10 protein-coding genes are annotated in these 12,451 nt (G+C 41.7%); 5 read left to right on the forward strand and 5 right to left on the reverse strand.

Annotated elements, in window-relative coordinates; translation table 11 throughout:
• The first annotated feature begins 7 nt into the window (after positions 1 to 7).
• The 5 genes from Q1A31_RS15955 to katG all read left to right on the forward strand — a co-directional run bounded on the left by Q1A31_RS15955 (position 8) and on the right by katG (position 7,228).
• The gene (locus Q1A31_RS15955; protein ID WP_299878976.1) at positions 8 to 1,729 is read left to right on the forward strand and encodes a YdiU family protein; all 1,722 of its coding nucleotides are present in this window, start codon (positions 8 to 10) and stop codon (positions 1,727 to 1,729) included.
• A gap of 83 nt (positions 1,730 to 1,812) precedes the next feature.
• Positions 1,813 to 2,253 carry a peptide-methionine (R)-S-oxide reductase MsrB gene (gene msrB / locus Q1A31_RS15960; protein ID WP_299878979.1) on the forward strand — a complete coding sequence of 147 codons (441 nt, stop codon included), beginning with the start codon at positions 1,813 to 1,815 and terminating at the stop codon, positions 2,251 to 2,253.
• 163 nt (positions 2,254 to 2,416) lie between these two features.
• A complete protein-coding gene (locus Q1A31_RS15965) occupies positions 2,417 to 3,559 on the forward strand; it encodes a TauD/TfdA family dioxygenase (protein WP_299878982.1) in 1,143 nt (380 codons plus the stop codon).
• On the forward strand, positions 3,546 to 4,127 hold the full coding sequence (locus tag Q1A31_RS15970; RefSeq protein WP_299878985.1) for an HD domain-containing protein: 582 nt from the start codon (positions 3,546 to 3,548) through the stop codon (positions 4,125 to 4,127). The genes Q1A31_RS15965 and Q1A31_RS15970 overlap by 14 nt, the downstream gene beginning before the upstream one ends.
• A gap of 944 nt (positions 4,128 to 5,071) precedes the next feature.
• Positions 5,072 to 7,228 (forward strand): catalase/peroxidase HPI, encoded by a 2,157-nt coding sequence (gene katG / locus Q1A31_RS15975; protein WP_299878988.1) that lies wholly within the window; start codon positions 5,072 to 5,074, stop codon positions 7,226 to 7,228.
• Positions 7,229 to 7,381: 153 nt separating this feature from the next.
• Here the strand turns inward: katG and Q1A31_RS15980 are convergent, their stop codons facing one another.
• The 5 genes from Q1A31_RS15980 to Q1A31_RS16000 form a co-directional block, all read right to left on the reverse strand.
• Complete coding sequence (locus tag Q1A31_RS15980) at positions 7,382 to 8,062, reverse strand: response regulator (RefSeq protein WP_299878991.1); 681 nt, start codon at positions 8,060 to 8,062, stop codon at positions 7,382 to 7,384.
• A gap of 22 nt (positions 8,063 to 8,084) precedes the next feature.
• Positions 8,085 to 9,662, reverse strand: coding sequence for an ATP-binding protein (locus Q1A31_RS15985; RefSeq protein WP_299878994.1), 1,578 nt, complete (start codon positions 9,660 to 9,662; stop codon positions 8,085 to 8,087).
• Positions 9,663 to 9,874: 212 nt separating this feature from the next.
• Complete coding sequence (locus tag Q1A31_RS15990; RefSeq protein ID WP_299878997.1) at positions 9,875 to 10,375, reverse strand: hypothetical protein; 501 nt, start codon at positions 10,373 to 10,375, stop codon at positions 9,875 to 9,877.
• Positions 10,376 to 10,446: 71 nt separating this feature from the next.
• Entirely contained in the window at positions 10,447 to 11,088 is a 642-nt protein-coding gene (locus Q1A31_RS15995) for a hypothetical protein (protein ID WP_299879000.1), read from the reverse strand.
• A gap of 29 nt (positions 11,089 to 11,117) precedes the next feature.
• Positions 11,118 to 12,416 (reverse strand): YHYH protein, encoded by a 1,299-nt coding sequence (locus tag Q1A31_RS16000; RefSeq protein WP_299879003.1) that lies wholly within the window; start codon positions 12,414 to 12,416, stop codon positions 11,118 to 11,120.
• Positions 12,417 to 12,451: the final 35 nt, after the last annotated feature.

Genomic DNA, 12,451 nt, shown 5'->3' on the forward strand with positions numbered 1-12,451 from the left:
GAAAAGAATGTCGAAAGTCGATTTCAATAATAGTTACGCCAAGCTACCCGAGAATTTTTACAGCACTACAAATCCAGATCCTGTTGAGCAACCTGGCTTGATTAAATTTAATCACGAACTGGCAGAACAACTTGGTGTGACTGGTTTATATACGGATGAAGCGGAAGCGGTGGAATTCTTTTCCGGTAATAAGATTCCAGAAGGGGCCGAGCCAATTGCAATGGCCTATTCAGGACATCAATTTGGTGGTTTTTCTCCGCAACTTGGAGATGGTCGTGCGATTTTATTGGGTGAAGTAAAAGACAAAGACGGGATTCGTCACGATATTCAACTCAAAGGTTCGGGAAAAACACCTTGGTCACGCGGTGGCGATGGTCGTTCGGCACTGGGCCCTGTGATACGTGAATATTTACTCTGCGAGGCTATGCATAAACTCGGTGTACCAACTACACGTGCGCTTGCGGCTGTCACCACCGGTGAAAAAGTCATGCGTGAAACGCCGAAGCCTGGTGGAATCTTGACACGAGTTGCTACCGGTTATGTGCGCGTAGGTACTTTTCAGTATTTTGCTAGCCAGGGCAATATTGACGATTTGAAAAAACTTGCGGCGTACGAAATTGGGCGTCACTACCCGCAAGCGAAAAGAGGTTTTTCTGACGCTAAAGGCTCTTCTGCAGCTGATGGCTCTAAACAGGAAGTGAAAAAGCCCTATGTCGCTTTCTTGAAAGAAGTCGTGAATGCACAGGCTAAATTAATCGCTAAATGGATGTCACTCGGTTTCATTCATGGCGTGATGAATACCGACAATATGTCGATTGCGGGCGAAACCATTGATTATGGACCATGCGCATTTATGGATGAGTTCTCGCATAGCCGCGTATATAGTTCCATAGACCAGCAAGGCCGTTATGCGTATAAAAACCAGCCACAAATTGGTCAATGGAATTTAATCCGCTTTGCGGAAACGTTATTGCCGTTATTTGCCGAATATGTCACGCCTGAACAAGGCAAACCAGAAGAAGTAGTGGTGCTGTTAGCGCAAGAAGTTTTAAATGAATATGAAACTATCTACAAACATTATTGGTTGAATGAAATGCGTCAAAAGCTCGGGTTGCCGACAACAGAATTTTTGTTAAATCCTGAAAAAATCATGGAACAAAAACTCAAGAAAGCTTCTGCTGAAGGTGCTGCAAAAGCTGCTGCTGAAGGCTCTTCTCAAAGTACCTCAGATAAGCCCACGCAAACCCCTTCACAAGAGGAGATTAAAGAAAATCGTGTTGAAATAGCAAAAGCGCAGCAAACAAATGCAGACGATCATGCGTTAATTGCACGATTGCTGGATGTGATGCAAGCAGGTAAAGCAGACTTTACGCTGACTTTTTATCATCTTTCGCAAGATTTTGAAAACCTGGAAAATGCGCGTAACTTGTTTGAAAACCCAGATGATTTTGATGCGTGGGCAAAGAAGTGGTTGTATCGTCTAAAGCAGGAAGACACAACAGCAGCTGAGCAACAAGCGCTGATGCAAAGTGTCAATCCTGTTTACATTCCACGTAATCATCAAGTCGAAGCAGCGATAAGAGCCGCTGAAGATAATAACGATTTCAGTGTGTTTAATGAATTACACGACGTGTTACAAAACCCTTTTGAGTTTCAAGAGGGCAAAGAAAATTATATGTTACCGCCGAAACCTGAAGAGGTTGTGCTGCAAACGTTCTGCGGCACTTAATGTTCTTGCAGGAGTGGTTAGAAGACAGGATTAGCTTAGATTGTAATCTCATCACAAACAGATAAAGTTAGGAGGAAATCAATATGTTGAACTGGAATGATGTTTTGAAATATGCCCGTGAGGGTAATTTAAAACCGGCCAAACGAGTCGAAAAAACAGAAGAAGAATGGAAGTCAGTGTTAAGCGATGAATCATTTCGAGTCACGCGTAAACACGGCACTGAAATGCCAAACAGTTCTGATATGTGTAGCCTCTTCGAAGAGGGTCTTTATGGCTGTGTTTGCTGTGGCACCTTATTATTCGATGCGAGTGAGAAGTTTGAATCGGGTACCGGTTGGCCTTCATTTACTCTGCCGTTAGAAGACAATGTGATTAATTATATCGAAGATAATTCACATGGAATGAGCCGCGTCGAAACCACATGTAGTACCTGTGATGCGCATCTTGGTCATGTCTTTCCTGATGGGCCAAAGCCGAGTGGTTTACGCTACTGTATGAATGCTGCTGCACTTAAAAAACAGTAATCATAATAATTACTTACTATTAGGTTATACAAACGTAGGGACGGTAATAGATCACCCCCCTATTTATCAGCCCTTTTTATTCAAAAGGGACAATTTATTATTATTTTCCACTGAAACAATAGCTTTTCCAGAAACTTTTAAATAGCTGTTCTATATAGTGGTTATGGTTACGCTTGCTAATAACTTACTTTCAATTAAGTCGCTCTCTGGTTCTGGTACCAAGAGTGAATTCAATTATGTTTGGTTGCGGGATAATTGCCCATGTAGCGAATGTTTTCACCCTGATACCCACGAACGTACCTTGGTGACTGCAACCATCCCAGAGAATATCGCGCCAAAATCAGCAAATATTAATGATTCAGTATTAGAAATAATCTGGAATGAAAATAATCACCGAAGTGAATACGACCTCGATTGGTTGCGTCAGCACGATACAAGTCAAACATTCTACTCAGATGATCCCGCACAAGGTGAAATGACACTGTGGGGAAATGAGCTGCAAGACTCTATCCCTACTTACGATTACACAGATCTACGCACTAACGATGAAATCCTGCTCGCGTGGTGTGAAGCTATTCGTGATATTGGTTTGGCGATTGTAAGAGGTGCTCCGCTAGAAGAAGGTGAAATTGAACGGTTTGCTGATCACGTCGCCTGTGTGCGTGAGGTTATTTACGATCGTTTGCATAATGTACGGGCAACGCCTGGTGCCTACAATGCCTACAACGTTGCCTCTACCAGTCTCGAGTTGAAACCACATACTGATATGCCCAACTATAATAATCCGCCAGGGGTGCAGATGTTTCACTTTTTGGTGAATGAAACCGAAGGTGGGATGAGTACTGCGGTAGATGGTTTTCACGTAGCTGCGCAACTCAAACAACAAGATCCAGAGGCATATGATGTTCTCACCAAAGTAGCTGTTCCATTCAGAATGTTCAGTAGCCGAGGGGATGTTTATTCAGCCAATCCAATGCTCACACTCGATTGTTCAGGTGCACTAAAGGTATTTCGTTATTCTAATCAGCTTGCTCAAACATTGAATATTTCAACGTCTCAAATGGATGACTTTTACCGTGCCTATAGAAAACTGGGTAAGCTCGTTGAAGCCTCAGAAAATATGGTGAAATTCAGACTCAATAGCGGAGACATGATGGCAACCAATAATCTCCGCGTTATGCATGGACGCACTGCCTATGATGCATTAACAGGCGATCGACATTTGCAATTATCCTATATGGATTACGATGATGTGTTGAGCCGTATCCGAATGATTAAAAAGGCGAGAAAACATGGAAAAAGTTAACTTTATCAAGATGGAGGACGGTACAGCTGAGGAGTATCTATTCCTCGATAAGCTCGAAGATGAATACAAAAAAGATCTGCCAAACAAGATCATTGCTTCATTAGAGCGACTCGAAGATTCTTTATCAGGCTATCAGATATCACGTCTGGATCATGTGCTACAAGCAGCGACCAGAGCGCATCAAGCGGGAGAGTCCGAACAGTGGATTATTGCTGCTTTACTGCATGATATCGGTGATGAATTAGCGCCCTATTCACACAGTGAAATGGCTGCTGCGATTTTAAGGCCATTCGTCAACGAAGAGGTTTATTGGGTGGTTAAGCATCATGGAATTTTCCAGATGTATTATTACGCGCATCACAGCGGTGGGAATCGAAATGCTAGAGAACGATACAAAGATCATCCTTTTTATGACAGTGCGGTGCGTTTCTGCCATGAATATGATCAAAACTGTTTTGATCCTGAGTACGAATCCAAATCTCTGGATTTTTTCAAACCGATACTTGAACGAGTGCTTGATAAACCACTAGCGGGAGATGCAGAACATCAGGCGCGATATGGTTCCTAAAATAGATTGAGAGCACACTTCGCGTTGCTAAGATGTTTTTCGGCAGAAATCAAACTACTATTTTATATTTCTATTCGCCTTGCTATAGATATTCTAGCGTCGGGTTAATCATTTGTGGTTAATCGTTATCTTTTGTTGCTTTCAGGACGATTCTGGCGCATCGTTTCCTCTGGTTTATAGGTTTTCATAACCCAGTACAGTAAGTAAATCTTTGCGATGTTGCTCGCGATTTTTCTTATTCTGATCGCGTAAAGATTTAATCTCTTAATGAAAACTGCGCATTAAAGCTTTTAGCTTTTTTGCCGTAGCATGCTCAATTTGCAAATTAGCAACTATTATCTAGATATCTGGGCCGTTTGGAGCTCCTCTACCTTCTGATCCATCAGTTCTATTTGCATTGAATGTGCTTGTCGCAAGCAATGCAAATAAATATATTGATGTGATTGTTTTCATTTACTTTTACTCCTTAGCTTTATTTGTTTAAGTGAGTATATTTTTTCTGATAAATAAGTAATAAATATGAAACCAATAGAGAAATAACAGAAGAACTTAGTCTTAAACATTTATTTAAAAGATGCCCATAAATATGCCTATAAGTAGGGGGGTGTGTTTAAGGAGATCCTGATCAAGTCTAATTATATTAAGCTAGCTAAAATAGCGATTTTTTTTTATACGCTTGAATTTAATCGACTAAATTAGATTCTCCTTAAGGATAATTTGCTGCAGCAACTAGTTAGTTTTTAAAGAATACTGTTGAACTAGTTACAGATTAATTTGTCATTGCAGAATGATATTTTTTCTTTGATAGATAAAACCTATCGTTACCATGCAGAAATACTGTTTTACAGTGCTTATTAAATATTCAATTATGATTTCAACGTTGTTTAGAAAGTAACACTTTAATACTAAGCAATTTCTTAATACCAGCAAGAGGAGAACAAATTATGTCACAAGGTAAATGTCCTGTAATGCATGGTGGTGCAACAGAAACTGGCATGTCTAATATGGAATGGTGGCCAAAGGCCCTTAATCTAGATATTTTACATCAGCACGATAACAAGACTAATCCAATGGGAGCTGATTTCGATTATCGTGATACCGTCAAAAGCCTTGACGTCGAAGCGCTAAAGAAAGATATGCACGCACTGATGACAGATAGTCAGGCATGGTGGCCAGCAGATTGGGGTCACTATGGTGGATTAATGATTCGTATGTCCTGGCATGCTGCCGGTACTTATCGTATTTCTGACGGTCGTGGTGGAGCTTCAACGGGCAACCAACGTTTCGCACCATTAAACTCTTGGCCAGACAATGTAAACCTGGATAAAGCACGTCGTATCCTTTGGCCTATCAAAAAGAAATACGGCAACAAATTGAGCTGGGCTGATTTAATCGCGTATGCGGGCACTATCGCTTATGAATCTATGGGCTTGAAAACCTTTGGTTTTGCCTTTGGACGTGAAGATATCTGGCATCCAGAAAAAGATATTTACTGGGGTTCTGAAAAAGAATGGTTAGCACCAAGCGGCAGTGAAGGCTCTCGTTATTCTGGTGAACGCGATTTAGAGAATCCGTTGGCGGCAGTAATGATGGGACTCATCTACGTAAATCCTGAAGGTGTAGATGGTAACCCAGATCCATTGAAAACGGCTCACGATGTACGCGTTACATTCGAACGTATGGCAATGAATGATGAAGAAACAGTCGCATTAACAGCCGGTGGCCACACAGTTGGTAAATGTCACGGTAATGGTGATGCTGAAATACTAGGAGAGCCACCAGAAGGTGCTGAACTGGAAGATCAGGGCTTTGGCTGGTTGAATAAGACCAAGCGCGGTATTGGTCGTGATACTGTCTCTAGCGGTATCGAAGGTGCATGGACGACAAATCCTACGCAGTGGGATAACGGTTACTTCCAACTATTGCTTAACTACGATTGGGAACTAAAGAAAAGCCCAGCAGGCGCATGGCAGTGGGAACCAGTAGATATCAAAGAAGAAGATAAGCCAGTTGATGTTGAAGATATGGCAACTCGTCTTAACCCAATCATGACTGATGCTGATATGGCGATGAAGATGGACCCTGAGTATCGTAAAATCTCAGAGAAATTCTACAACGACCCTGCTTATTTCTCAGAGGTGTTTGCTCGTGCATGGTTTAAATTAACTCATCGTGACTTGGGACCAAAAGACCGTTACATCGGTCCTGATGTTCCTCAGGAAGAAATGATTTGGCAAGATCCTGTACCTGCAGGCAACACTAACTATGATATTGAGGCTGTAAAAGCGAAAATCGCAGCCAGTGGGTTGAGTGTTAGCGAGATGGTTTCGACAGCATGGGATAGCGCAAGAACTTTCCGTGGCTCAGACAACCGTGGAGGTGCTAATGGTGCTCGTATCAGACTAGATCCGCAGAAAGACTGGGAAGGCAATGAGCCGACTCGTTTAGCTAAAGTTCTGTCTGTATTAGAAGGCATTGCGACAGAAAGTGGCGCAAGTATTGCTGATGTAATCGTTCTTGCCGGTAACGTGGGTGTTGAACAGTCTGCCAAAGCGGCGGGTGTTGATGTAACCGTTCCTTTCTCTGCAGGACGTGGTGATGCAACGGCTGAGATGACAGATGTTGACGCATTTGATGTACTAGAACCTGTGCATGACGGTTTCCGTAACTGGTTAAAAGCTGATTACATTGTTAGCGCAGAAGAGCTGATGCTTGATCGTACCCAGTTGATGGGTTTAACTGCCCCGGAAATGACAGTACTTGTCGGCGGCATGCGCGTTATCGGTACCAACCATGGTGATACCAAGCATGGAGTGTTCACAGATCGTGAAGGTGCGTTAACCAATGATTTCTTCGTTAACCTAACCGATATGAACTACTCATGGATTCCTACGGGTAGCAATTCGTATGAGATTCGTGATCGTGCAACCGATAAAGCGAAGTGGACAGCAACACGTGTAGATCTTGTGTTCGGTTCTAACTCAATTCTTCGTTCGTATGCTGAAGTTTATGCGCAAGATGACAACAAAGAAAAGTTTGTTAATGACTTTGTTGCTGCATGGACCAAGGTAATGAATGCAGATCGTTTTGATCTAGCCTGATACTAGGCTCTGAATTCCCCACACCGTAGTTTGTGATGGTGTGGGGATGTTAATTTTAAGAGTCAGATCCCTCTCCATTTCTGTATTAATTTCATTTATCTTTAAAATTATCCCTAAAAGAAGGGGGGTGACCTTTATTAATTTATTCTGTGGTTAATGCGGCTTTTGAAAACGATAACCAACACCATAGACCGAATGGATAATTTCCTCATCAATAGATAAAGCAGTGAGTTTTTTTCGTAGCTTTTTAATATGACTATCCACCGTTCGATCGGTGACGATTCGATCATCGCTATAGGCTTTAGACATTAATTGATCGCGCGAAAAAATCTGCCCTGGATGTTGATACATCACCTGGAATAATTTGAATTCAACAGCCGTTAAATCAACTTTTTGATCTTCATAAAGTATCTGATAGCTTTTTTCATTCAGCGTTAGTTTGCCTTTTGAATTATGTTCCATTGTATCGGTACGTCTGAACACTGATTTAATGCGGGCAACCACTTCACGCGGGCTAAACGGCTTACAAATATAATCATCCGCGCCTAGTTCCAAGCCGATTAAGCGGTCAATCTCTTCAACTTTCGCGGTGATCATAATAATCGGGTTATTAGACTGTCGACGAAAGTCACGGCAAATGCTGATACCATCGACTTCTGGCAGCATTAAATCTAACAGGATCATTCTGGGCTCATTATTTTCAAGCCACTCTTGCGCCTCGCGGCCGTTATGTATCATTTTGGTTTCAAAACCCGCTTCGGTACAATAATCTCTCAGTAATTCAGCGATTTTGACTTCGTCTTCAACGATTAAAATAGGAGCTTTTTCAGACATATTTATATCTTCTTAAATAAAATTAAGTACTACTTATGGGAAATTCTATAACAAATGTAATTCCACCCAGCGGCGATTGTTTTGCTGATACTTTACCATCATGGGCAATCACTATATTTTCGGCAATCGACAAGCCTAAGCCAGAGCCACCAGCATTTCTATTTCTGGAGGCTTCAACGCGATAGAGGCGTTCAAATAGTTTCTCTAACTCTTCATCAGATACACCCGGTTCAGAGTCAGACCATTCAATAATGACATTTCCAGATTTTTTCTTGAGACTGATTTCTAATTGGCCAGGCGTCGAAGTATAGTGTTGGCTGTTATTCGCAAGATTCGCAAATAGTTGCTCAAGCCTTTGTCCATCGCCATTGATGAAAATACTCTTGCAGCTAGTGTTGAAGTTTAGCGCTATTTGTTTGTCATCAAATTGATGTTGGTGCTGGGAAATAACATCTTCAACTAACTCAACAATATCCAGGTGTTCTTTGTGGTAACTTAATGCACCAAGATCAGATAAAGATAATTCATTCAAATCACTGATCAAGCGACTCAGCCGCATCACTTCCTGATGTAAAGAATCAATAGATGAGGGCGTCAGCTCTCGAACCTTATCCTGTATTGCTTCTATTTCACCTTTTAGCACCGTTACAGGTGTTCTTAATTCGTGGGAAATATCAGAAATCCAACGTCTTCTGGAAGAGCGGTTTTCTTCAAGTGTTTCACCCAGAATATTCAGTTTTTTACTCAGCTGACCTAATTCATCCTGACTTTTATCTAAACTCTGGTGGCTATAGTCTCCCGACGTTAACAAGCCCGCCTGATCACCGATTTTATTGATACGCGAACGTAAGTAAGTCGCAAATAAACCCGCTCCGATCAGCACAATACCGAAGGCCCATAAGGCAATTTCAATGAACGCATGATTTTGATGTTGCACAAACTGCTGATCTAATTCATCAGTAATTTCATTAAATGGTTCAGAGCGAATATATCCCACCACTTTGCCACTAAATTTTAGTGGTTTTAAGGTAGCGTTTTCCGATGCCTGTGTTCCACCGACCAGGAATGATTTATTGGCATCCAATAAAGCCATCGATTTTGGCGGTGGCTTCGGTGCTCCTCTGCTGAGTGATCTAGGTTGTTCTGAGCGAAAATCATTGTCCTCGATGAATAATGGAGGAGGATTACCAATGGCTTCGAGATGTTTTTTACGCTGAGGAGGAGGGAAGTTTCCCGGAGGGGGGCGCCTATCTTCGGGACGTTCTGCAGGACCTTCACTTTCTTTTGCCCTTTTTCCTAGTGTGTTTACATCAGGCAAGGGTTTTTCTGCTTCTTTACTAATGTTTATATCTCGAGATTGATAAAAAGAACGCTCCCAGAGTGGTCTATTTCCTTTTATAAAATCCCAGTTTCCATTTTTATTGTATTGTCTAAGCAATACCACGGAGAGGCTATCTGACCTTTGTTCTTCAATATCGTTTAGATACGCCAAAAATCCAGATTTGACACTTTGATTGGAAAGAAAAATCGCCAGAATTAACACTATCCCGGTAATACATACGATAGTTAAAACCAATTTATGCCACAGCTTAAAAGTCACTCAATTACGCCTAAATTACTGTATCGATAGAAAAGAAAAAGAAAAGAAAAATTATCATCCACCAAGGTTAACATATTGTCTTTAGGCGTTGTTTAGAAAGGCCAGACAAAGCGTGATGTTGAATATTGATATTATTTTAGTATGCACTTTAAGGACGTTCTTTTGATCTGTCCCTAAAGTGCACGAAGCTTTTTACGCCGTACTATTTTGCTTTAGTACTTGCCCATTTCCAGTGTTGTTGTCGCTGTGACCTTGTCATCTTTAACAGCTTTGATAGTCACATAATAGGCATGTCCCTTTCCTCCCGAACACGGTGGCATGTAAGCACCTGCTGTATCCCAGCCAGGACTACGCTGTGCTTCAATAACTTTGAAATCTTTAGGGATGTCAAAGGTGTGTCCAAAAATAGAAGGTATTTCTACCTCAGTTGCTGACGAATCAACCGTAAAGCTCATTCTGCCATGGCCACCGTTATTCATTTTCTCTGAATCGCGGTCGCTGTATTCCAGCACGATTGATTTTGTACCAGCGGGAATATCAGTCACCATCATTTTAGGTGTCGAAGGGTTTTTGCCACCAAACTTCTGGCATTGCTGGCCCGTAGGTATTTTCGTTCCATCCCATACGGCATCTGCAAATTTTGCATCCATTGCAAAAGCACTTGTACTAACTGCTGATAATAATAACGATGTAAATATAAGTTTTGTCTTCATGTTGTTAACTACTCCTGTAGTTTTTATATGGGTTAATAAAGTAAATGGGTATAATGCTGGTTTTTACTTATCTATTTGTTAATTAATTTGTTAATTGATTTATTAATCAATAGCTTATTAAATAAAATTGCTTCTGGTATTTCTGGTGTTAACACAACTTTGAACTTTTGCGCTTTCGTGTCAGAAGGGAGTTTTCTAGTGGCATTAATAGCGAGTGATTTTTCAGTCAATGTTTTACCAAATAGGTTTGAATGGAACGTTAGTTCATTGGTATTTGATTGCTTTTTAACTGAGTCATTATTCGATTCTTCATTTGACAGGCTAAAGCGACCCATGACTACCAATTGGTCGGTAGGATCCCTCGGTGAACTGTGTGCAGCAACAGGTGATAGTAACAATCCGCGAAGAGGTCTAGCGCCTTCCTTATCCGATAATAAGACATTCTTTTTCACCGCGGAGATAATATCAAGTCGGTGTTTAGTGAATTCCCCTTTTGACATTTTGCTGTCACCATCATCATCAATATTGTTAAATGCCGATACAGGAATAGAAAGCACCATAAAGACGTAATCGCCTTTAAAATTTAGCGTGCCACGCTGAGCTACCATCAAGTGGGCCGATACATGCGGCACAATGGCCGCACTTATCACTAGACTTGATAGCAGTGTTTTAGCCCATTTGATCAGGCTTTTAGTTAAACGTTGCTTAGTCATTTTATGTTCTGTCTATTTGAAGATTGCTACTAAGCTGGAGGTCCGCCAGCAGGAGGCCCACCTGCACTTTCAACTTCTCCTTTTACACAGCGTTGAAAGTAAGGATAGCTATCTGTCGCAAAGTAATGATAGATACCATTAGGGAATTCAGGTGTAACACCAAAACGTCCATTGCATTCATCCAGATCTCCAGAGCCTTCTACGTATTCCCAATCTTGTTTAAACATACCCATTTCGTAGATGTCTAAAGAAGGTCTTGCGTCACTCACTGTGGTGATATGTTGATAGCTTCCTGTTATGCTTTTAATGGCTGAACTTGAATTCGTCGCATCGCTATAGCCGTATCTAGCGTAGATAGGGAAGCCATCTGCAGCCCAGCCAATGTGAGTCATCTTAGTGCTATCACCACCTTGTTTAGTAATGAAACCTTCTGGCATACCATGATAGTGATACTGACCATCTGGTTGAACATGTGCGTTACTTTCATCAGCTCCAAAAAAATCAAAACTTGTGTATCCCAGTGCTTCCAGACTCCATGCGCCACTGTTATCGCCACCGCTACAATCACCATCGGCTGCATAATCAGGACAAGATCCACCTGTACCCGCGTCTATCTTGATACCGTTGAGTACGTGACCCTGAGCGCCAAGTGGACCGCCAAGTTCAGTGGCAGTATCAGTTTCTACAGGTGTTAGTGTGTAACTAGCTGTTACGGTTTGTTCTGAAATTGTATTTGGATTGGCGTCATTTGGGAAAGTGCCCGTCGCATGATCTGGAATACCGTTTGCAGCAAGGTCACGTGTAGTATCAGAGCATGTCCATGCTGATGTACTTGTGGTATTTACCGAGGCAGAATCATTAAATTCGCTATAGCTATAATCACATTCAATACCATCTGTGGAACTTGTACCCGAGATAGTTACGGTAGTTGCTGTAATTGTGACTTGATCAGTAACTGTTTCAGCGCCATCGCTAACAGCAACCTGGAAAGTATAGCTTCCATCAGTATCTGCTGTGAATATTGGGCTAACGACTGTCGTTGAATTGAGAGCTGAAGCACTTCCGCTTGGGGAGGAAATTGCAGCCCAATTATAAGTAAGAGTATCACCGTCAGCATCCGAACTACTGCTGGCATCCAGGTTTACGATACTGCCGGTGCTTACACTTTGATCGACACCCGCATTGGAAACAGGCGCAGTGTTAGTCGTTTCTGTTGTATCAGTAGTTTCAGTTGAGTCTGTATTGTCAGTTGTATCTGAACTGTCGGAAGAAGAACCCCCGCAAGCACTTAAAAAGAGAGCCATGGTAATGACTGATAGGTAACGCATATTATTCCTTATTTTTAGATATGATGTCTCTTAAT

Origin of the sequence: uncultured Cocleimonas sp., from assembly GCF_947495625.1 — a bacterium.
GTDB lineage: Bacteria > Pseudomonadota > Gammaproteobacteria > Thiotrichales > Thiotrichaceae > Cocleimonas.